The sequence below is a fragment of the Candidatus Pantoea bituminis genome, from assembly GCF_018842675.1.
GTDB lineage: Bacteria > Pseudomonadota > Gammaproteobacteria > Enterobacterales > Enterobacteriaceae > Pantoea > Pantoea phytostimulans.
Window position 1 is genome coordinate 351,139 of record NZ_JAGTWO010000005.1, and the last position, 22,216, is coordinate 373,354.

The following is a 22,216-nucleotide window of genomic DNA, read 5'->3' on the forward strand; positions in this document are numbered from 1 at the left end:
GATTATGCTTTCACCAAGGGAGCAGGATTTTTGATGTACATCTGATGGATGGCCTGAGCAGCACGAACAGCCAGCGCGCCCACGGTAATGGTCGGGTTATAGCCGCCGTTATTAGGAAAAGCTGATGCACCAACGACAAACACGTTATGGACATCCCAGCTTTGCAAGTAAGTATTTACTGCTGAGGTATGGGGATCTGCGCCCATTACCGCGCCGCCAATGGTGTGTGAACTCTCTTGTAAGTAGGGATTCCAGCTGCTGTCTGTCTGGCGTTCAAAGATGGTGGTGGTGGGGCCCGCTTCCTTCATGATGCTTTTGGCTTTTTCGGTAACGTAGTTCACCATTTTGATATCGTTACTGTTCCAGTCGAAGGTCACGCGCAGCAGCGGTCGACCATGACGGTCTTTATAGACAGGATCGAGATCGAGGTAAGCGCCGCGCACCGGCATTGATGTGCCCTGACAAAACACGGTGGCAGCGGTCTGATAGTCACGTGCATAGCCTGCTTTCCACTCACTTCCCCAGCGTTTTGTTCCTTCACGCAGACTGTTCATATGCTGGATAGGGCGGCCATCAGTGTTATAGGCCATGATCCCGGCACCACCGATGAAATCGAGGTGACTGTGATCAAAATTGTCGCCATTGAAGTCATCGATTTGTACCGCTAACGCACCACCCCCGATAAAGGGATTCATAAACTCACCATCAAAGAAACCGGTGACTGAGGAACAGCTTTGATAGTTGTAGTTGCGTCCGATCGTACCGCGACCGGTTTCTGGGCTATACGGCTCACCAATTTGCGACAGCAGCAACATGCGCACATTGTCCATTTGGTAGGCAGTGATACAGACCACATCGGCAGGCTGAAAACCTTCAACACCCTCTTTGGTGATGAAGCGAACGCCTTTGGCTGTTTTTCCATCCTCATGTTTGATGACCTGCAACACTTCGGTTTCAGTCAACACGCTAAAGTTTGGACGACGCATTAATACCGGAAGAATACAGGCTTGAGGAGAAGATTTACTGAAGTTGCCACAACCGTGGAAATCACAAAAACCGCAGTACGTGCAGGGGCCCATGGTGACACCCAGTGGATTAACATAGGATTGGGACAGGTTGCCAGCCGGAATGGTGAAAGGGTGATAGCCCATACCTGCTGTGGTGGTGCGGTACTTTCTCAACCAGTGCGTATCTTTGAGGGGGGCGTTGGATAGTCGCGGCTGCGTGATCCCTCAAAGATATTGCCATTTGGCTGCGGCTGACCATTTAGATTACCTGCAATGCCGGAAGTGCCAGCAATGCGCTCAAAGCGATCGTAATAAGGTTCCATTTCAGCATATGTCACACCCCAGTCTTGCAGCTGCAAGTCCTTCATTTTGCGGGCGCCATAGCGTTCGCGGGTCTGCGTCGCAACTTCAAAATCCCAAGGCGTAAAGCGCCATGACATTCCGGCCCAGTGTGTACCTGCACCGCCGACGTTCCAGCCAAACTGATAGGCTGACCAGTCACGAACGGGAGCGGCATCCTGCCGGCTATGGTTACGAAAAGTGGTAGTTTCAACGCTCATCGGCTGTAACAACTGACGGCGTGTATGCCAGCGAAGTTCATCAGGATCCACGGCAACCGGGAAATCGGTTGACGTATCACGCCAGGCACCGCGCTCAATCGCGACGACGTTCAGTCCGGCACGCGTTAACTCTTCTGCCATGACGGAACCCGCCCAGCCTAATCCGACAATCACGACGTCGGCTTTATTTCTTATTTGTGACATTTACTCTGCTCCGACAATCAATCTTTTGGAATAAGGCTTACAGGAATTAACTTCAAATTTTCGCCGCGACGGTCAACATATTGGCGGTAGTCGTAACGTGCACCGGGGAAGCCAATCATCTTCCAGCCAGCCATGGTTTTGTTGCCACCGTAAAGCGGGTCAGCTAAATAACTCTCACGTACGTTTTGCAGCATTAATTCAAAGAACGCCTGGCTGTTCACCTCCTTGCCAAGATAAATTTTCCCTGCTTCCATCATGGTGAGAAAGGTATCGATTTGTTCTGCATTGAGGGTATGAAATGAAGCGTGATGATTGACCTGAGACCAGGCTTCCAACGCTTGCAGACCTGTCAAATAACGCTCTCTCGGCGTTGACAAAAACTGTGGCGAACCCATTAATTTTTCTTCGTTTTCCGGGCGCAAAGGCCCTTGCAGATACAGCGCCGCGCCGGAACCGTAATCGCCAGCCAGCTGATCGTCTATAAACTCGATGGCCCCTTCTTCACAGGCCGAAGGGCCATGATCGTCAGCAGGAATAAGACGATCAAAAATGGCCGTCAGGTTTTTTCTGTCTGTTTCATTGGTCAGAACCCGATAGCCGCCCGTCATTGCCGGTAACGGTACAGCATCTGAAGTTAATTGAGTTTCAAGCGGAACGTTATGCAGTTCTTTGGCACTCAGCTTTGGCGCTAACGTTACCGTCGCCACAAGTGAACTGAGTGAAAAGAGTGCTTCTCTACGATTCATATCCATTTCCTTAATGCTTGCCAGCACGACTTATATTCACCCAATGAATAAGTGAACTTCCCTGAAGATTGGCAATAGAAAACCAACCCTGTTAAAAACACGGTAATCAGGCGCGTCATCATTTATTTGAGACGTCAGCGAGCGCTTTTGGGGACCAAAAGTTATTTAAACGCTTTCGTCTATTATTTTAAAAAGGGCTTAGGTTAATGCGATGATATTGAGCATGGTGATACCTCTGGTGTGTTAAATGTTAAAAATGAAAAGTAATGTTTAAATACGGATTCTTTGTTTTTTAATTTAGGTCTGAGATCATTACGTAATAATAGTCAAACCTATTTGTGCGTAATGGGTTGCTTTGTAAACACAGCTTGCGAGTAGCGTTAGAGGCTACTGCAAGCTGGCTTGCTCTTTTATTGCTTAAGATGAGAACGCCGGATAATGAGTTCTCCTCTTTGCCATTCACTCGCGGGTGAAGACTTATTTTCAGTCAGTCGATTGATCGCTTCCATAATCAGCGTTTCTGCGTTTTGGTGATAAGTCGTTAACGCCCAGACAGGTGAATCGGCTTCTTCAATACCATCAAAACCGACAATAGCGATACTATGGAAATCGCCAGTTTCATAAAGCGCTTCCAATGCGCCAATAGCTAAAATGTCGTTTTCACAGAACAGGGCATCAACACGCTTATCAACGGGTGTGCTGTTTAAATAATCCACCATCATTTGATAACCGAGCTTACGCTCATACCCGCCAGCAATGAGCAAAACATCGACTTTACAGTTATGTGCTTCAAGTTCTGTTTGATAGCCATCCATACGAAGCAGATGACTGGATTCAGTGTCAGGCCCTTTCATATAGCCAAACCGCGTATAGTCTTGAGCAAGCAGCAATGCGGCTATTTCACGACCCGCCTGATAACCATCAACATTGACGACTTCAATTTTGCGGTGATCTTCACTGTTACGGCATATCTGCACCAACGGAACAGAGTGAAGGCTTTGAGCGATATCGAGAAGCTCATTACTCAGATCGTTTGCAACAAACAGAATGCCATCAACCTGTAGCTGATCGGCCATTTGTATCACCGATTGATAATTTTCACCGGCAGTAATATTCAGCACTAGCGCAAGATAACCTTTTGCCTGTAGCGCCTTGGTTGCCGCATTTAGCACCTGCATTGAATGAGGGTTTTTCAACTCATCTATAGCAATACCAATGATATGCGTATTTTTTTGGTCAAGCTGCGCGCCAGTAAATTAGGGCGATATCCTAACTCAGCCGCAATTTTCATCACTTTCTCTTTGGTCTCCGGCGCAACGTAGGTACCGGGTGTAAATGCTCTCGATACTGTCCATTTTGATACACCTGCGAGTTTTGCCACTGCGCTAGCATTGGCTTTCGTTTTTTTCGGCGTTTTGGTTTCTTTTGTCATAGATTCGCTTGAGTCATGTTTGCATCCGTTACCGACATTGAACGTCAAACGAAAACGAAAAGAAACTTTCTGTAGCGCATCCTGCTCACAACGTGACTGACGTTATGTATTCGTATGGACTTTTCGACAACCATTAAGAACGTGTTGAGATTATGTTAACTCGAGCAGGCGTATGCAAATACTTTCTGCACCTAGGTGCAGAAAAAGTGCAGCATAAGCTTCAGAGAAGGCTGTAATAAGTTTAACAGGTAAAAAGATAGGTCAGTTTGTTACGAAATATGGCGAAGCGAATAATAAATAAGCGTTTGAGTGGCTTATTTATACATCATAAAAGCGTGTTTTGTACTCACCCTTTTAATAAACAACGGGAACTATTCTTCATTGGTATTATTTGCTACCGGGAGGAATGTAGAAAGAAAGACGAAATGTATGACGGGAGGCAAAAATACCTTTTTTATTGATGTGCAGTTCTGAATATCAAAACTGCACATCATGACAGACAAGGATTTATCCCTTAATGCGCTAACAAATCGCTTAAAAACATTTTCGCGCGGGGATGTTGTGGAGCAGTGAAGAAATTTTTTGGTGTGGCTTTTTCAAGAATTTGCCCCTGATCCATAAACCAAATGGTATCCGCCACGTCGCGAGCAAAATTCATCTCATGCGTGACGCACATCATGGTCATGCCTTCCTGCGCCAGACCGCGCATAACATTGAGCACTTCGCCGACCATTTCGGGATCGAGCGCAGAGGTGGGTTCATCAAACAGCATGACCGGCGGCTTCATGGCTAATGCGCGCGCAATCGCCACGCGCTGCTGCTGACCACCAGAAAGCTGCGCGGGGTAGGCGTTAGCTTTATGGGAAAGTCCCACGCGCTCCAGCAATTCTCCCGCATGCTCTTTAGCTTCAGAACGCTTAACGCCTAACACTTTCATCGGCGACATCATGATGTTTTCTATAACGGAAACGTGAGGGAACAGGTTGAAGTTTTGGAAGACAAAACCGATACGCGTACGTAACTGATTCAACCGCGTGCTGGTGCCGTGAATATCCGTTCCATCAAACAGTATTTCACCTTGCTCTATCGGTTCCAGGCGGTTCACGGTGCGAATCAGGGTTGATTTACCCGAACCTGATGGGCCGCATACCACAACCACTTCACCAGTTTTAATTTCCGCGCTGAGGTTGGTTAACGCCTGGTATTCGCCGTACCACTTGTTCACTTGGTTGAACATAATCATGGGTCTCATGACAGCTCCTTATTGAGATGAGGATGAGTGAGAACCCTCGGTGCAGCGAGGTCGCCACGTTCCGAGCGTTCGTTACGGCGTTTATCGGCAATGTGCGCTTCCAGCCGGTTTGCCAGCCAGGTCAGACTGAAGCAGATGATGTAATAACTCACCGCCACAATAGCGAAGACTTGAAAAGGCTTGGTCAGCAACTGATTACTCACCTGATTAGCGGCATACGTCAGCTCAGGAACATTGATGACATAACCCAAGGTACTGTCTTTGATGACTGAAACCAGTTGGCTTACCAGGCTTGGCAGCGTGTTGAATAAGGCCTGAGGCAGGATCACCATTCGCAAAGCTTTGATGTGGCCCATCCCCAACGCACGAGAGGCTTCATACTGCCCTTGTGGCAGGGCCTGAATACCGCCGCGGACGATTTCAGCAATATAGGCACTCTCATAAATAACCAGCGTGCAAAGCATGGTGGTGAAACCACTGATGTTGTGACCAATCAATAAAGGAACGCAAAAATAGGTCCAGAAAACCACCATCATCAGCGGGATACCGCGCAGCAGGTAAACCCAACAGGCAGCGGGCCAACGCAGCCAGCGCCACGGCGAAAGCCGGGCTAAGCCGAGAAGGACACCGACCGGAAAGGCAAATAACACCGCTAGCAAGGAGATCAGCAAAGTACAGAGTACGCCGCCTAGCGGGCCGTTAGGATACTGTCCCATCAGTAACAGCATGCCGTTGTCGTGCAGGATAGTGAAAACGTCAAACATCGTGATTACCTCGCATACACACGCTGGAAGCGACGCGCCAGAAGCGCACCTGCGCCCATCAACATCAGTGAGAAGGCCAGATAACCTACCGTGGCGACCAGATAAGCTTCAAAGGTACGGAAGGTCTGATTTTCGATATCTTTTGTCGCGTAGGTCAGCTCTGCCACGCCAATCACCATCGCCAGACTGGTATTTTTAAACAGCAATACGGTGTGGTTAATGATGGCGGGTAACGCATTTCGGATGCCTTGTGGCAGGATCACCGAACGCAGGGCGCGGACGTAACCCATTCCCAGTGCGCGAGCGGCCTCGTTTTGACCGTCTGGAATGGCCCGCAAACCGCTGCGGATATCCTCAGAGAAATAGGCCGCCTGACACAGTCCCAGCGCAAACAGTGAAAAGAGAAACTCAGCGTTGAAGTCGTTGATCCACATCTGCACCGATTCCGGCAGCAGAGTAGGAATAGCGAAATACCACATCATTAATTGAATGAGCGTGGGCACGTTACGGTGATACGAAACATAGGCAGCGACTACCCATTGTGCTAACCGGCTTGGCGACAGGCGCACCGCAACCAGAATCAGCGCAACGAACATGGCTAGCAGCCAGGCACCCAACGCCAGCTCCAGAGTGACTACCGCACCCTTTACGATCATCTGGCCAAATTGGCCCGTCATTACGGCGGAGAAATCGAGTGCCATGGTTGTTCCTCTTAGTCAGTCAATCAGGCGACTGCATCACCTGGGCGCATGGTTGAGAGTCCACCCGGCACCTGAAGTGTTGGCGTAATTTCAATGTTGCCGATATTGACCGCCACCGGTGCTGACAGGGCAAACGCCACGCAATCGGCGATGTCTTTAGCTTGCGGCAGTTCAAACCCTTCAATAAAGCGACGATGTGCTTCTTCATGATCACCAGAAACGTTGCCAAAAATATCGGTGGCGACGCGACCTGGACAAATTTCTGTTACGCGAACGCGTTTGCCATAGCAGTCAACGCGCAACTGGCGAGACAATGCATGTACGCCCGCTTTGGTGGCGTGATAGACCGAATTACCGTTGAAGTTATAAATAGCAGCGATGGAGGTGATGTTGATGACATGCCCGCGGTCACGCTTCATCATACCAGGCACTAACAGGCTGCAAAGATGCAGCACGGCACGCAAGTTGACGTCGATTTGGGTATTAATCACGTTTTCATCCGCTTCCAGAATCGATCCTGGATGAGAGACGCCTGCGTTGTTCACCAGAATATCAACCTGCAAGTCACGGCACAGTTCAGTCAGGGCTGCCAAATTGCTAACGTCAACTGCATGAGGAATGCAGCCGGTGCGATCGGCCAGCGCGGCCAGTTGCTCTTTACGACGCGCCACGGCATGAACGGTAATGCCTTCCTGACACAGACGCTCAACGATGGCTTCGCCCATACCGGCGGATGCGCCAGTCACCAGCGCAACTTTATAATCTGAAAATGGCATTGTGCCTCTCCTGTTAAGGCAGCGTGGCTTATCGCGCTGCCGTTTTTGTGGTGTTTTCTGACTCTATTCAGTTATGCGCAGCGGGTATAAGACATTAAAGGTGTGAGGCAATAAGGCTCTCTTATAGACCCGCCATACTTCACGTTGCTGCGTTCGCCCATCCCAGTCACTGTTTATGTAATCTCCTGGAGAGAACGCACTTGCCGTCTTTCTGCCCGTTGACTTATTTTGAGGGCATCATGCAAAAACCCCGGCTGACGCGCTCAGGCTGACTATCTCGCAGCCATATTCCACTGCTTGTTCCTGATCTACGGAGACGGCCAGCACCGTTCCGTTGATCGGGCTGCGCAGCGGTAAGTAGAAGCCACCAACACTCAGCAGCGCCAATACTTCATCCTGCTTCACCGTTTGTCCCGGTTGGGCATAGGCCACATTCTGAAGCGGATGCTGCAAGATAATTTTTCCCGGCATCGGAGCGCAGACACGGGTTGGTGCAACATCTGTTGCAGACAAAACAGGCTGGGGCGTAGGGGTAATTGAGCGCAGGTTTCGTCGAATTTAAGTCGTACGGACCATGCTTTGCCGTTCAGTTCAATCAGACGCAAACCAGAGGCGCGCATTTTCTGCGCAATCTGGCGTAATTCTTTGAGGGCAAGTAGGTTCTTTTCCATATCCATTCCATCGCAGGCGATTTTAGTGATACAGCGCCTCACCGGCAGCACGCGCCGGGAAGCGCAATATTGCCACTCTAGCGCGATGTCCATCACCGCGAGTAAGAGGGTTTCGCTTTGCGGCAATAAGCGCGTCTTATTATCCCACCAGCGTCAAGGGTCGGTTGTCGGTGGTGCGTCGCGCCATCAGTGACAGCAGAATGGTTTTCACCGCTTCGGCAGGTTGCGAGAGCGGCAGGTGATCGGACATGCAGAAGGAGAGCGAGGTCTGAACATCGGGCTCGATAATTTTTGCCATCCAGGCGTCAGCGGCTTTCACCATACCGCGTGCCGCGGATTCAGGCATGATGGTACAACCCATACCCGCTGCAAGCGCGGCATTGAGCGTGGTTTGCGACTCTATCTCGCATTTAACGCGGTAGCTCAGGCCTTGCTGAATAAAGGCATCGTCCACCACTTTACGCATAATGTTATAGATGCGCGGTAGGAACAGATCATCACGCGCTGCATCAGCCAGCGTCATTTCCTTTACCGGCTTGCCCATGCTGTTAGGACAAACAAAGTACAAATCCTCTTTCATTAAGGGAATAAAACGCAGGCCATGAATATTGCGGTTGTCATAAATCACTGCCATGTCCATGCGTCCATTCATAATCAGTTCGCTCAGCGTAGTGCCGAAGTTCTCATTGAAATAGAGCACGATGCCGGGATGCTGACGGTTCACTTCGGCCATCAAGGGCAGCGCCAGTTGTTGTGCCGCCGTTCCCGGCGCGAGACCAACGGAAACATGCCCGGATAGTTCCAGGCCCGCGCCGTCGATAGCGCTCTGCGCCTGATCGCATTGGCGCAATATCGCCTGCGCATGGGCATACAGAATCTTACCGGCTTCGGTAGGCGTCACACCACGTTTGGTGCGAATCAGCAGTTGTTGATTGACCTCGCCTTCCAGTGTCGCCAACTGCTGACTTAAAGCGGGTTGCGCGATATGCAGAATGTCAGCAGCTTGCGTCAGGCTGCCGACATCCACAATTTTAATGAAGTATTTCAAGCGGCGAAGATTCATAAGCACATACTCATTTCATAACGTGTAGCTTGATACACGCAAGATCAGTGCCAACGTGTGCAAATGAGTGCTTATTTATCCATAAGCATCAGTAGCATCACGTGCTTAACGCAGCGGCCCGTTTTGACCACAGCGGCGGCATGCACTCTTTAAGTGCAAAACCCCTGTCTCAGCCACTGATGACATGATTACTTTCTCGTGACCAATGCGCATAAACCTGTTCGCCAGGAGCAAATGCGGAATTGCCCGGTTCGCCTTGTGTCTGCTTCCAGACGATAAGTTTTTCTCCGCTGGGTAATCGCAGATCGTAATGCAACATGAAACCGCGATAAATCACCTGCGCCACTTCAGCTATTACGCCGTTATGGGAAGTGCGGGCGGTCTGCGGTGTCAGCGGTTGTAGGCGAATCGCTTCTGGACGAATAGTGACCGTCAACGCGCTGTCGGCAGCGGGTGCGCCTGCTACGGAAAGTTTCAGGCCATCAGCTGTTTGTAGCTCGCTACCTTCAGCGTCACGGCGCACCAGGCGGGCAGAGAGGAAATTCGAAGCACCGATAAAACCCGCGACAAAAGCGGTGGCCGGTTTTTGATAAATTTCGGTCGCCGAGGCCAGCTGCTCGAGTCGGCCACCCTGCATCACGGCGATCTGATCGGCCATGGTCAAGGCTTCATCCTGATCGTGCGTTACCATGATTGTGGTAAGCCCGAGACGCTGTTGCAGTTGGCGGATCTCCAGTTGCATGCTTTCACGCAAACTCTTGTCCAGTGCGCCCAAAGGTTCGTCGAGCAGCAGCATATCGGGTTCAATCACCAGTGCTCGCGCCAGTGAAACACGCTGTTGTTGACCGCCTGAAAGCTGCGCCGGGAAACGATCGCAAAAAGAGGTGAGCTGGACCATATCCAACGCTTTCCTTACCCGATCGTCATAATCACTGCGCGACATGCCACGCATTTTCAATCCAAATGCGACGTTTTCCGCCACAGTCATGTGGGGAAACAAGGCATAGTTTTGAAACAGCAGGCCGATATTACGGCGATGGACGGCGGTGTCCAGAATCGACCGACCCCCGACCAGAATGTCGCCGGAGGTCGGTGTAACTAATCCCGCCACCATGCGTAAACAGGTGGTTTTACCGCAGCCGCTGGGTCCCAGCAGGGCAAGAATTTCACCAGCATTGACCGTCAATGAGACGTTCTCAACCGCCATGCTTTTGCCGTAATACTTACTGAGATTGTCGAGTTGAACGTCAAAAGATCGTTGCATTGTCATCCTCACGCATTAAAGGTCTGATTGTAACGCTCAAGCAGCTCGGCGCGGCGCGGGATGAGAGAGGTCCAGTCAGGCGTAAACAGGTTGAGCTGCTGCATTTTGGCTTCGGGATAAGCCAGATATTTCAGTGTCGCCTCGTCAAACTCAATGCCACGCACGGTTGGCGCGCTGAGTGTCACCTCTGCCAACATTTTCTGTACCGAAGGTTCCAAAAGACGATTGATCCACGCCAGGCCCAACTCCCGCTGCGGAGCGCCTTTCACCAAGGCAAGGCCGTTGATACCGGTAAACGCGCCCTCTTTGGGGAAGGTCATATCCAGCGGAATGCCCTTTTTGGTGTGTGGGTAAATGGCTTTGGAGTATTCGATGCCGCCGATCATGGCTTGCCCTTGCGCCACCATCATGACCTGCGCTTCGCCGTCATAAACCGTCATGACGTTGTTTTTCAGCTCTGCCAGTTTGTCCCAGGCTTTATCGATATCGTATTGCGCTTCCTGAAACGGTTTGCCGGTCGCCAGCGACGCCGCCACGATGAGCATCAAAATACTCTGGGTATTTTTTGGCGTGTTGAGGATCATCTGATGCGCATAGTGAGAATTGAAAATATCGTTGTAACTGGCAATCGGCTGGCTCATCTGTGGGTTAATAAACAGACCAGCCATTGAGACCGAAAAGCCGACGCCATAGCGGTCGCTGAGTACGTACCGATCAAAGACGTTGTTAAGATTTGGGATGCCTTCTGCGGGCAATTGCTCAATCAGGTTTTCCGCTTTTGCCTGCGGTATGCCGATATCATCCATCGACATCACGCTGAACACCGGCTTCGCCTTGGTCGCGCGCAAAGCCGCAATGTTCGCCAGCGTCGCGCCCTCGGTGGTCAAGACTTTGCAATGATATTCTTTTTCGAAATCAGGCAGGACTTTTTGCTTGATCAGTGCGCCCTGCGCGGAGTTATAGACGCCAACCTGCAACACACGATCGGCGGCGTTGGCTTTAACCTGGATGTAAGGCAGCAGCGCTGCGCCTGCCACGGCTTTGATAAACGTCCGGCGTTTCATGGATGTCATAGTGATTCCTCTGAGGTGAACAGTTACGCGGCCATCGCGCGACGCAGGCCAACCATTTTTTCCAGCATGACCACCACCACGGTGGCCAGCAGGATGATCAACGTCGACATGGTGGCCACCGACGGATCGAATACCGTGCCAATCTGGCGATAAAGCACCACCGGCACTGGCGTGTTTTCGGAGTCCGCCAACCACATCGAGACGGGATAATTATCGAAGGAGACCATGAAACAAAAAATGGCGCCGGAGACCACGCCAGGCGCAATTTGCGGCAACACCACGCGATAAAATGTCGCCCAGCGCGTCGCGCCGAGCATGCGGGCAGCTTCTTCAAGACTGGGATTGACTAATTCCAGGCTGGTGATCACGGTGCGTACCACATAGGGCGTTGTCACTACGGTATGCGCCAGCAGCAGGTTGAGTTTGGCGTTGCCCCAGCCGTAACCGGTAAAGAGCTGCAGCAGCGCCAGGCCCGTAATCAATACCGGGAAGATCAGCGGCGAAAGCAGCAACCCTTTGGCTAACGAGGCAAACGGCAGGTTGCCTCTTACCAGCGCGATGGCAGCAGGCACACCGAGCAGCAGCGACAACACGGTAGTGCCTAAAGAGAGCAGCGTGCTGAACAACAGCGCATCGATAAACTCCTGATTTCCCAAAACCTTGCTATACCAGTCGAGCGTGAAACCGGTCGGCGGAAAGCTGACAAAATAGCCATCAGAGAATGAGATAACCATGATGAGTAAGATAGGCGTCAGGATGAACACCATCATGGCGGCAGCAAAACCATAAAGCAGCCAACCGCTTAATCCTTGCAGGCGAGGGATCATGTATTGGCTCCCGGCAGACGACGCCCACCCAATAGCTTCATCGACAAGGTGTTCACGGCGATGACGATAAACACCAAAATGGTGGCGATGGTGGCGCCGAACGGCCAGTCATACACGGCGACAATCTGCTGCTCGGCGAGGTTGCCCAGCATTTGCGCGCGCGGCCCGCCAATCAGTGCAGGAATGACATAGGAACCTGCCGCCAGTGAGAACACCAACGTCATGCCTGCCACCAATCCGGGCAGACTCAGCGGTAGAGTAATGCGAAAGAAAACTTGCCAGGCAGGTGCGCCAAGCGTGCGGGCAGCAAAGGGCAGATTGGCATCGATTTTGCCCAGTGCCGAGGCCAACGGCAGCACCATCATCGGAAAGAAAATATGCAGTGAACCGATAATCACCGCCCAATCGGTAAACATCAGGGCGTTTGGCCGATCGATAAGTCCTAAATGCAGTAACACGTAATTGAGTAAACCGGTTGGGCCATTATTTAAAATCAGTTGCCAGCCATACGCGCGCACCACAACGCTGACCGCCAGCGGCGCAATGATCACTAACGTCATGATGCGTGCTACCCAGGCTTGTCCTCGCACCAGTACGGTAGCAACCGGATAAGCCAGTATTGAGGCGATCAGCGCGGTAATGACGCTGATACGCAAAGTATTCCACAACACATCGCTATACAGCGCGACGCTAAAAAAGTGCAGGTAATGGCTGAACGTGAGCGGGGCACCTATATCGCCTTCCGGCGTTTGGGTCATCAGGCTAAATAACATTAACCGGATAGCCGGTGCGAAAAAGAAAAACAACTGAAAGGCGAGCAACGGAATAATTAACAACGCGGGTGACTGCCAAACCCGGAATTTTCTAACCTGCACCAACGGCGTCGAGATGTCAGCCATCATACTTCCTCCAGACAAGGGCGCTAAGGCCGTCAGGTGAAGGCAAGACGGCAATAAGGATTTATGTAGGGTAGAGAATTGCGTGGAATTATAATTTATTGAAATTAAATGGCTTAATTTCTATTTTGGGCGTCACAAAACGTTAATATGATTACGCCATAAACACCCAATACATTTTCGCGATACGCCTATGCATTCCCGCTATGGCTATTTTCATTGCTCGCCTTTCTCGCAGTCGCTTTGACGATAAAAATCACAGTGACGTTGCATCGCAAGTTAACTATTGCTTTGTGTTATGTCGCCACAACAAAGCACTATTAACTGTGCCCGCCCCCTGCAACTTATGCTCAGCGGAAGTCACCTTCTGCCTCTTTGTTGACAACATCACACTGCGCGAATGCCTGCCAGGCGGATATTCCGCGCGGTTTCAAGCCGACTTTGCAACCTGGAATACCGCTACCATGCCTGATATCGCTGATCGCTTAAAAAATGTTTCCGTTTCTGCCTCGGTGGCAATGACCCAAAAGGCGCGCGACCTTGCCGCTCAAGGGGTTGATGTCGTCGGTCTTTCTACCGGAGAACCCGATTTCCCGACGCCAGACCATGCGATCGACGCTGCCTACGCCGCCGCTAAAGCAGGTGATACGCGTTATCCTCCTACCGACGGCACACCTGCACTGCGTGCCGCGATTCAACGTAAATTCTTGCGTGATAACGAATTAAGATACGATATCAACCAGATTCTGACGGCGGGTGGGGCTAAACAAATCATCTTCAATGCGATGATGGCGACCATCAATCCTGGCGATGAAGTGGTGATCCCCACGCCATCCTGGATCAGCTATGCCGATATTGTGAAATTTGCGGGTGGAACACCTGTGCCGGTGGCATGCCATGAAGAGAACGGCTTCAAGCCGCTGGCTGCCGATCTTGATGCTGCCATCACGCCAAATACTAAATGGCTGCTGATCAATTACCCCAGCAATCCAACCGGTTCAGTGGCCACGCGTGAAGAGATGCAGGCCATCGCCGATGTGATGTTGCGTCATCCACAGGTGTGGATCCTCACCGACGATATTTACGAGCATCTGATCTACGACGGCGTAACATTTTGGACGCTGGCGCAGGTAGAACCGCGTTTGTATGACCGGGTACTTACCGTTAACGGTGTATCAAAAGCTTATTCAATGACGGGTTGGCGCTTAGGCTTTTGCGGCGGCCCGCTGCCCTTGATCAAGGCGATGAGCAACGTCAACACACAGAACAGCGGCGGTGTTACCACGCTTACGCAAGCTGCGGCGGTGGCCGTATTGGATGGCCCGCAGGATCTGCTCAAAGAGCGCGCTGAGATTTACCGTCAACGCCGCGATTATGTGCTGGATCGCCTTAATAGCATTCCCGGTGTGCATTGCCATACGCCGCAGGGCGCCTTTTATCTTTTCGTTAATATTGCTGCCTTCGTGGGCAAAACCACGGCGGGTGGCCGGGCAATCAATAACGATGCCGACTTTGTGATGGCGCTAATTGAAGAACAGCATGTGGTGACGGTGCCAGGCGCGGCGTATGGCATGAGTCCCTATTTCCGCCTCTCTTATGCCACCAGCATGGAGCGTCTGCAAACAGGCTGTGATCGCATTACTGCTTTCTGTACCGGTTGCCACTAAGGAGTTTGCATGTTGACTGCATCATCACGTGTGGTGATGGTTTCTGGGGCCGCGCGCGGCCTCGGTTTAGCCATTACACAGCGCCTGCTTCAGGCCGGTTTTATTGTATCTGCTGGCGTCCGCAATCCCTCTGCGTTAGCGCCACAGCCTAATTTGCATCTCTTTTCTTACGACGCCAGTGTGGCCGGCTCCGGTGAAAAGTGGGTAGCTGACACGCTTGAACAACGGGGACGGCTGGATGCGCTGGTTAACTGTGCCGGGATCAACCCGCGCGTACAGGTGATGGAGCAGGACGAAGCGGCGCTGGATGATATGTGGCAGATCAATGTCAAAGGCCCGCTGCGGCTAAGCCGTGCTGCGCTGCCATTTTTGATCGACTGCGGCGAAGGGCGAGTGATTAATGTAGCTTCGCTGGCCGGACGTCGAGTAGGGAGTAATGTCGGTTACGCCATGACCAAATTTGCCGTCGTGGCACTCACTCACGGTATTCGTCAGGCGTGTTGGGATCACGGCGTACGCGCCACCGCACTTTGCCCCGGTTATATCGCGACTGATATGACGTTGGGCGAGACAGAAATCAGTCGTGAAGAGATGACGCAACCGGACGATCTTGCTGAGATGGTGGAGCTGTTGTTGCGGCTGCCAAACAACTTGTCGGTAGCGGAGCTGCTGATTAACTGCCGCAAAGAGGCGATGCTGTAATTCTGTCGGGGCACATAATGTGCCCCATTAATTCAATCCCGCCGTTAACTCCAGCAGCAGCTCACGCACCGCTGCCGCCGGCTCAGAAAGTGCCGTGCGATCGGAGATGCACAGCGACAGCGTTTCGTTAATCGCCGGGCCAGCCAAAGAACGGATGACCACGTCACGTGATTCTGATTGAATTCGCTCTGCAATGGCTTTTGGCATGATGGTACAACCCAGACCGGCGTCGACACCACGGGCAATGCTTTTCACCGCTTCCAGTTCACCGACCACATTAATCGACATATTATTCAGGCTGAAAGCCTCGTCGATAGCGCGTCGGACAAAGTTATACGCAGGCGGAAGCAGCATCGGCAAAGTGCTGAGCTGTTTAACCTGAAGCGGGCCGCCATCATCATCAAAGTCAAAATTAGCGTGTGCCACAAAGAAAAACTCTTCCTGAACCAGCGGCTCATAATTCAGCCCTTTGATACCGCCTCGACCATGCAGCAGCGCCATTTCCAACCGCCCATTGGCGACGAGTTCGCTATAAGCCTGACCCACGCTTTCCACCAAATGCAGCAAAATGCCAGGATGGCGCTGGCGCATCTCTGTCAGCAACGTCATTGCCAGCGTGGCGGCAATGCTGAAAGGAGCAAGCCCCACCGAAACGCGACCCGAAAGGGCTTGTCCAGCATCCAGCACATCCAGCTCGGCCTGAGCAAACTGGCGCAACATGACGTTAGCGTGGCCATAAAGGACGTTGCCCGCCTCAGTCGGAACCACGCCTTGCTGGCTACGAATCAGCAGCTTGCGCTTGAAATGCTCCTCAAGCGCAACCAATTGCTGACTCAGTGCAGGTTGCGCGATGTGTAAGGCATCGGCGGCACGCGTTATGCTGCCCATATCGACAATGGTGATAAAAGACTTCAGCCGCCGAATATTCATAAATTACTCCGCTAAAACGGACGCCGCTGGGGCAACTTCTGCGCCATTGGCTTCAATTTCACTGCGTACCAGCGTGGCCAGTTCGACCGAACCCGGCGTGTCGCTGTGTACCAGAATTGAACGTGCGCGAAGCGGTAGCAGCGTGCCGTCAAAGGTGTTTACCGTGCCTTCTTGCAAAAATTGGCGCACACGAGCGCGCACGGCTGCATCATCTTTGATCACCGAGCCGGGAATGCTACGCGGCACCAATTGGCCGTGCTTATCGTAAGCGCGGTCGGCAAGAAACAGCGTCAGGCTTTTTAAGCCAGCGGCGAGAGCCGCACGTTCGGTATGGGTATCGGATTGTGAAAAAATGATCAATTCAGTATCAAGGCGTGCAATGGCTTGCATGACCTGCATCGCCAGCGATTCGTCGCGGTTAATGATATTGCCCATCGCTGCGTGGAAACTGACGTGCGAAACTCGCGTACCTTCAGCGCGGGCAATGGCGCTCAGCGCGCCCAGCTGATAGATCACCTGTTGGCAAATTTCATCGGGTGAAAAAGGCAGTTCTTTGCGGCCAAAACCCTGGCGATCTGGCAAACCGGGATGCGCACCAATACCCACCCCGCGCGCTTTTGCCAGCCGCACCATGCGCGTCATGATGGCCGGATCGCCCGCATGGAATCCACAGGCGATATTGGCGGAAGAGACCACCTTCATCAGAGCCTCATCATCGCACAGCTGATAGACGCCAAAACCTTCGCCCATATCGGAATTCACATCGATCTTCATGCTGTTCTCCTGTTAAAAATTAATGTCCCACGACGCGTTTGAGCGGAAGCAGCCAGACGCGTAGGCGCGCCAGCCAGTGATTGATCGCTTCATGGGCAACAATGGCATCCTGATGTGTGGCCTGAATGAGTTGGATAAACTGACCCGGCTGAACCTGCCCCAGCTGCCAGAGATCTTCTTCAATTACACAGGCAATTTTCGGATAACCGCCCGCCGTATTGGCATCACTGAGTTGGATAATCGGTTCGCCAGCGGGAGGAACCTGCACAATGCCAGGAATCAAACCGTAAGAGCGCATCTCAACAGTCGTTGACGGTAAAATCGGTTCGCCCGCCAGGCGATAGCCGGTGCGGTTACTTTGAAGTGAAACTTGCCATGGTTGCTGCCAAAAGCGTTCAGCGTCTGCGGAAAATAGCGCGTACTCACCGGAGGGAATGGCACGAATCAGGCGCTGGCCGCTGCGGTTCAACGGGAAAGCGTGGCGCAAAGCAGAAGAGGGGGTTCGATGCCAATCCCGCTCTCCGGTAAGCCTGGTGTCTGGCTTTCACCCCATGTCAGTACATCGTCACGTTCGAGCTGACGGCCAGCAAAACCGCCAAAGCCACCGCGCAGCGCGGTACTGCGTGATCCCATCACCACAGGAACATCAATGCCGCCCGCCACACAGAGATAGCCGCGTGCGCCATGGCGCGGGTAGCGCAATTCCAGTACCTGCCCGCTTCGAACGTTGCAGCCCCACCACGGCGGTAAGTCAACGCCGTCGAGTTGAGCACGGCAATCAGCGCCGGTTAGAGCAATGGCGGTGTCAGCCTGAAAACGTACCCGAAAAGGAAAAACTTGTATTTCAATCGCCGCGGCATTTTCTTCATTACCCAGCAAAAGATTACCGGCACGCAGCGCCAGCGTATCCATTGCGCCGCTTACCGATACCCCAAGGTGGCGATAATCACGTCTGCCCAGATCTTGCACTGTGTTCAGCGCGCCGGTTTTTTCAATGATTATCACAGTTCAATCCTCTCTGGCACAAACCTTATGCTGTCACCCGGTGCCATTAAGGCCGGAACGTCTGACAAGGGATCAAACACGTCGAGTTCTGCATAGCCAATTGCATTCCAGCCATTGGGTCCGGTCAGGACTGAAACACCCGCTTGTGGGCCGCCGATGGTTACAGTGCCTTTTAGCATGTTCAGGGAGGGCACTTTTTTACGCGGCGTCGCCAGGGAAGCATCCAGGCCATGCAGATAACCAAAGCCAGGTGCGCTACCCAAGGCAAAAACGGTGTAGCTGCCTTGGTAATGACGGCGTATAACCTCTTTCGCTGACAACCCCGTATGACGGCAAACCGCATCCAGATCGGTAGCGTGTTCGCCGCCATAGCAGACCGGGATCTCGATTAATTTTCCCTGCGGATGTATCGCCTGCGCCGCTTGCCAACTGACCCGCAAGCGCTGGTGGATGACGTCGGGATCGGCGGGCGTGGCGCGAAACAGCACCAGTAAGTTGGTTACGCCTGGGATCAGCGACTCGACATCTTCACTGCTCGCCAGGATACGCGCCAACGACCAGATACGACGCTGAGCGGGGAGGTCAAACGCACCTGGCGCTTCTATCAGCCAGGCGCGACTGCCCATGGTCGAGAGCCGGATGTTTTCTGACAGGGTTGCCGGACTATCCGTTGCGGAATACGCCACTTCTCTGGACAAGCGATCCATCGGTTATTCCAGGGCTTCGAATTTAAGGCTGGCAAGCGGTTGTACGCGCTCTTCACGCACCATTTTGTATTCAGTGTTTGGTCCAATCCAGTTGGCCCAAATCTTATCGATAGTACCGTCATCGTCCATGGCTTTCAGGCTGTCATTGACTTTAGCCAGCAGCGCCGGTTCATCACGCTTCATACCGATACCAATTGGTTCCAGCGCCATCGGCTCTTTGATCATCGCCAGGTCGATACCCTCTTTTTTCGCTTGATTAATCATCTTGATGCCGGTCATGGTGTTGGTCACAAAGCCCACCGCTTTGTTCTGTTCCAGCGCCAGGAAAGCTGAAGCTGCATCCTGGAAAGTCAGCGGTTTGCCGCCTTTCAGCACAATGGATTGCTCAGAGGTGGTGCCTTTGGTGGCACTGATACGCTTGTTTTTGAAATCTGCCAGCATTTTGTCTGCGTTGGGCTTTTTCACCAGCAACATTTCTTTGGCAACGTAATACGGGTCGCTGAACTGAATCTGCTTACCGCGGGTCTTGGTATAAGCAAGGTTGGCAATCAAGACATCCGCGCGGCCGGTGGCAATGACGGCAATACGCGCTTCAATTGAGGTTGGCATCAGTTGCAATTTCACGCCCATCTGTTTAGCCAGCGCGTTACAGAGATCAACATCCATGCCGACGAGTTGACGTGTCTTAGGATCGGGAGCGGAGAACGGTGGCACATCGGAATAGACGGCACATTTAAGTTCGCCCTGAGATTGAATGTCTGACAACAGATCGGCTTTGGCCGGTAAGACCGATAAGGTTAACGGTAAGGCCATTGCCAAACAGACGTATTTTTTCAAAGTCATTGTGCATTTCCCATGGCTGATGTTGCGCAGCAGGCGATATAGCCTGACGGCGTAAAACGTCACTGTTATTAGTTCGGTTATGACGACATTTCTGGACTATATCGACTTTGTCTGGTGGAGGGTAAGAGGTAAACAGTGTCGGGAGATAGGCTAATTATATGACCATCAAAGCGCGCTTCACGCCGCCGTGATAAGCAAAAACTATCCGGGCAGAACAAAATTATCTTATCGGCTCTTAGCGGCTGCGCCCTATGGTAATCCCGATCCTGGTGTGGGAAATGGCTGCGCCTGAGAATGAACGTTATTGAAGGGGATAAAATGAATGCCAGATTTGGGGTTTTGCTGAAAATCTCTTCAGCCCTGTGTGCGACATTAATGCTGGCGTGCGTAAAAGCATTACAAGGTAATATCCCCACGGGTGAAGTGATATTTTTCCGATCGTTTGTGGCATTAATTCCCTTATTAATTTGGCTAAAGATTCAAGGTAATGTGCTTGAAAGTATAAAAACCAAAAATATCTTCGGTCATCTTATTCGCGGCTTCTCCGGTACCGGTGGCATGTATTTTAACTATATGGCACTGGTATATATTTCTCTGGCTGATGCCACAGCCATTAGCTACGCTGCGCCGCTATTTACGGTGATTATGGCGGCGTTGCTGTTGAAGGAAAATGTGCGCTTATCCCGCTGGTTGGCTGTTCTCGTCGGTTTCTCCGGCATCATTATTATGCTTTCGGCAAACCTGACCGCTAGCGGCTCTTTTTGCAGCGGAAGGCCAGGCAACCGGTGCTGGATTAGGCGCACTGTTTGCTCTGATCGCTGCTCTCTGTTCTGCCACGTCTAACGTACAAATTCGCTTTCTTAACGGCATCGAAAAACCCGGTGCCATTGTGTTCTATTTTTCGTTAATGACCATGATGATTGGTCTGGCTAGCGCGCTGTTTGGCTGGAAAATGCCAACACCGCTTCATCTATTACTGCTGGTTGGCTGCGGCTTCTTTGGTGGCATGGCCCAAATTCTGGTAACGATGAGTTTGCGCTATACCGATGCTTCATTATTAGCGCCATTTGATTACACCACGCTGGTGTGGTCGATGGTGATTGGTTATCTGTTCCTGAATAGCCTGCCTGGGCCTTCAACGTTAATGGGCGCGTCTATTGTTGCCCTGGCGGGAATATTTACCGTCTGGTGTGACCAACGTCAGCGTAAAGCGCAACTATTACGCTCTCTGCAATAAACCGCCGCTAAAGTGATGAAGTGCCGAGGGCAGATGTCATCCTATAGAAGACTTTTTGCCCTTGTCGGGAGCATTAACTCATATCCCTTTATTAGGGATAATGAAGGAATAACTCCCCACTGCGGGTAAGCGATTAACACGCTCTCTCACGCCTGACAACATGCGCAAAAGAGCGCTTTCAACGAATATCTAACCCCGCCAGCGTCCCTAACAGCGCATCCACTTTCGGTAAGAGCTGCTTACGCCGCGGCCAGACTAATGTCAGCATCAATCCATCCGGCTGAAGGTCGGGTAATATCACATCCAAATCACCGTTATCAAGCGCGCGGCGAATCAACCATGATGGCATTTGCGCCACGCCCAATCCGGCACAGACGGCCTGAACTTGCGCATCAACGTCTCCAAGCGCCATACGATGCGGTAGCGTTCGCCAGGTGGGATAGCCCTCCTCATTAATAAACAGCCAGGGCTTGGGGAGCCATCCACGCGCTCGTAAAGAATGGCGCGATGTTGTAGCAATTCGCTTTCGTTCTGCGGCCGACCTTGCTGATTGAGGTAATCCGGCGAAGCGCAAAACACCATACGTTCCCGGCCGATGCAGCGAAATCCCAACGATTCCGGCAGGTCCTGTACTTCACCAATGCGAATAGCCACATCAATGCCTTCATCAAACAGGTCAACAAAGCGATCCGAAAAGCTAAGGCTTAATTCCAGTTCGGGGTATTTCTGGCAGAACGGGATCAGCAGCGGCATGACATTTAATCGGCCATAGGTATTAGGCATTGCCAACCGCAAGCGACCGGATGGAATAGTGCGCTGCGCGGCTAATACTGATTCAGCTTCCGCCAGTTCTTCCATAATACGGATACAGGTCTGGTAGTAAGCGGTTCCGGCATCAGTCAGGCGCAGGCTGCGTGTGGTGCGCTCCAACAGACGCGACCCCAGTCGTGCCTCAAGTCGGCTGACGCTTTTACTGATGGCTGAACCTGTGACATGCAAACGCTGGGCTGCGGCAGTAAAGCTGCCGCGCTCTACGCTGGCAACGAACGGGATAATGTCTTTTAAACGCTGATCGTGCATAGATTGATGAACTCAAGTTGGGAATGCTGTGAAAA

The 22,216-nt window shown here is 52.0% G+C and carries 17 protein-coding genes and 5 pseudogenes; 3 read left to right on the top strand and 19 right to left on the bottom strand.

The window, feature by feature from the left end; translation table 11 throughout:
* Positions 1 to 2: 2 nt before the first annotated feature.
* The 13 genes and pseudogenes from KQP84_RS24190 to KQP84_RS24250 form a co-directional block, all read right to left on the bottom strand.
* Positions 3 to 1,771, bottom strand: a pseudogene (locus KQP84_RS24190) (GMC family oxidoreductase).
* Between the two features lie 17 nt (positions 1,772 to 1,788).
* Complete coding sequence (locus KQP84_RS24195; protein ID WP_215848622.1) at positions 1,789 to 2,517, bottom strand: gluconate 2-dehydrogenase subunit 3 family protein; 729 nt, start codon at positions 2,515 to 2,517, stop codon at positions 1,789 to 1,791.
* A gap of 410 nt (positions 2,518 to 2,927) precedes the next feature.
* Positions 2,928 to 3,949 (bottom strand): annotated as a pseudogene (locus KQP84_RS24200) (LacI family DNA-binding transcriptional regulator).
* A 514-nt stretch (positions 3,950 to 4,463) separates the two neighbouring features.
* Positions 4,464 to 5,201: an amino acid ABC transporter ATP-binding protein gene (locus tag KQP84_RS24205; protein WP_279234028.1), complete on the bottom strand. Its 738-nt coding sequence runs from the start codon at positions 5,199 to 5,201 to the stop codon at positions 4,464 to 4,466.
* Positions 5,198 to 5,965 (bottom strand): amino acid ABC transporter permease, encoded by a 768-nt coding sequence (locus KQP84_RS24210; protein ID WP_215848623.1) that lies wholly within the window; start codon positions 5,963 to 5,965, stop codon positions 5,198 to 5,200. The genes KQP84_RS24205 and KQP84_RS24210 overlap by 4 nt, the downstream gene beginning before the upstream one ends.
* A 5-nt stretch (positions 5,966 to 5,970) precedes the next feature.
* On the bottom strand, positions 5,971 to 6,666 hold the full coding sequence (locus KQP84_RS24215) for an amino acid ABC transporter permease (RefSeq protein WP_215848624.1): 696 nt from the start codon (positions 6,664 to 6,666) through the stop codon (positions 5,971 to 5,973).
* A 23-nt stretch (positions 6,667 to 6,689) separates the two neighbouring features.
* Positions 6,690 to 7,442 carry an SDR family oxidoreductase gene (locus tag KQP84_RS24220; protein ID WP_215848625.1) on the bottom strand — a complete coding sequence of 251 codons (753 nt, stop codon included), beginning with the start codon at positions 7,440 to 7,442 and terminating at the stop codon, positions 6,690 to 6,692.
* Positions 7,443 to 7,679: 237 nt separating this feature from the next.
* Positions 7,680 to 7,913: a biotin/lipoyl-containing protein gene (locus KQP84_RS25685; RefSeq protein WP_370661514.1), complete on the bottom strand. Its 234-nt coding sequence runs from the start codon at positions 7,911 to 7,913 to the stop codon at positions 7,680 to 7,682.
* A 339-nt stretch (positions 7,914 to 8,252) separates the two neighbouring features.
* The gene (nac, locus tag KQP84_RS24230) at positions 8,253 to 9,176 is read right to left on the bottom strand and encodes a nitrogen assimilation transcriptional regulator NAC (protein WP_215848626.1); all 924 of its coding nucleotides are present in this window, start codon (positions 9,174 to 9,176) and stop codon (positions 8,253 to 8,255) included.
* 169 nt (positions 9,177 to 9,345) lie between these two features.
* Positions 9,346 to 10,440 carry an ABC transporter ATP-binding protein gene (locus KQP84_RS24235; protein ID WP_215848627.1) on the bottom strand — a complete coding sequence of 365 codons (1,095 nt, stop codon included), beginning with the start codon at positions 10,438 to 10,440 and terminating at the stop codon, positions 9,346 to 9,348.
* Between the two features lie 8 nt (positions 10,441 to 10,448).
* Complete coding sequence (locus tag KQP84_RS24240) at positions 10,449 to 11,513, bottom strand: extracellular solute-binding protein (protein WP_215848628.1); 1,065 nt, start codon at positions 11,511 to 11,513, stop codon at positions 10,449 to 10,451.
* Between the two features lie 23 nt (positions 11,514 to 11,536).
* Positions 11,537 to 12,340, bottom strand: coding sequence for an ABC transporter permease (locus KQP84_RS24245; RefSeq protein WP_215848629.1), 804 nt, complete (start codon positions 12,338 to 12,340; stop codon positions 11,537 to 11,539).
* Positions 12,337 to 13,242, bottom strand: coding sequence for an ABC transporter permease (locus tag KQP84_RS24250; RefSeq protein ID WP_252515536.1), 906 nt, complete (start codon positions 13,240 to 13,242; stop codon positions 12,337 to 12,339). The genes KQP84_RS24245 and KQP84_RS24250 overlap by 4 nt, the downstream gene beginning before the upstream one ends.
* Positions 13,243 to 13,700: 458 nt before the next feature.
* Here KQP84_RS24250 and KQP84_RS24255 point away from each other — a divergent pair, with 458 nt between their 5' ends.
* Both KQP84_RS24255 and KQP84_RS24260 read left to right on the top strand, forming a co-directional pair.
* A complete protein-coding gene (locus tag KQP84_RS24255) occupies positions 13,701 to 14,903 on the top strand; it encodes a pyridoxal phosphate-dependent aminotransferase (RefSeq protein WP_215848630.1) in 1,203 nt (400 codons plus the stop codon).
* A 9-nt stretch (positions 14,904 to 14,912) separates the two neighbouring features.
* Entirely contained in the window at positions 14,913 to 15,605 is a 693-nt protein-coding gene (locus KQP84_RS24260) for an SDR family NAD(P)-dependent oxidoreductase (protein ID WP_215848631.1), read from the top strand.
* Between the two features lie 27 nt (positions 15,606 to 15,632).
* Here KQP84_RS24260 and nac (KQP84_RS24265) read toward each other — a convergent pair whose 3' ends face one another.
* The 5 genes and pseudogenes from nac (KQP84_RS24265) to KQP84_RS24285 all read right to left on the bottom strand — a co-directional run bounded on the left by nac (KQP84_RS24265) (position 15,633) and on the right by KQP84_RS24285 (position 19,834).
* Entirely contained in the window at positions 15,633 to 16,535 is a 903-nt protein-coding gene (gene nac, locus KQP84_RS24265) for a nitrogen assimilation transcriptional regulator NAC (protein WP_215848632.1), read from the bottom strand.
* Positions 16,536 to 16,538: 3 nt separating this feature from the next.
* Positions 16,539 to 17,309 carry a 5-oxoprolinase subunit PxpA gene (locus tag KQP84_RS24270; protein WP_215848633.1) on the bottom strand — a complete coding sequence of 257 codons (771 nt, stop codon included), beginning with the start codon at positions 17,307 to 17,309 and terminating at the stop codon, positions 16,539 to 16,541.
* Between the two features lie 19 nt (positions 17,310 to 17,328).
* Positions 17,329 to 18,314: pseudogene (locus KQP84_RS24275) on the bottom strand (5-oxoprolinase subunit C family protein).
* Positions 18,311 to 18,940: a 5-oxoprolinase subunit PxpB gene (gene pxpB / locus KQP84_RS24280; protein WP_215848716.1), complete on the bottom strand. Its 630-nt coding sequence runs from the start codon at positions 18,938 to 18,940 to the stop codon at positions 18,311 to 18,313. Before pxpB ends, KQP84_RS24275 begins: the two are co-directional and overlap by 4 nt.
* Positions 18,941 to 19,024: 84 nt before the next feature.
* Complete coding sequence (locus KQP84_RS24285) at positions 19,025 to 19,834, bottom strand: transporter substrate-binding domain-containing protein (protein WP_370661515.1); 810 nt, start codon at positions 19,832 to 19,834, stop codon at positions 19,025 to 19,027.
* Between the two features lie 348 nt (positions 19,835 to 20,182).
* Here KQP84_RS24285 and KQP84_RS24290 point away from each other — a divergent pair.
* Positions 20,183 to 21,101: pseudogene (locus KQP84_RS24290) on the top strand (DMT family transporter).
* A gap of 178 nt (positions 21,102 to 21,279) precedes the next feature.
* On the opposite strand, the pseudogene KQP84_RS24295 reads toward KQP84_RS24290, so the two are convergent.
* Positions 21,280 to 22,181: pseudogene (locus KQP84_RS24295) on the bottom strand (LysR family transcriptional regulator).
* Positions 22,182 to 22,216 lie beyond the last annotated feature (35 nt).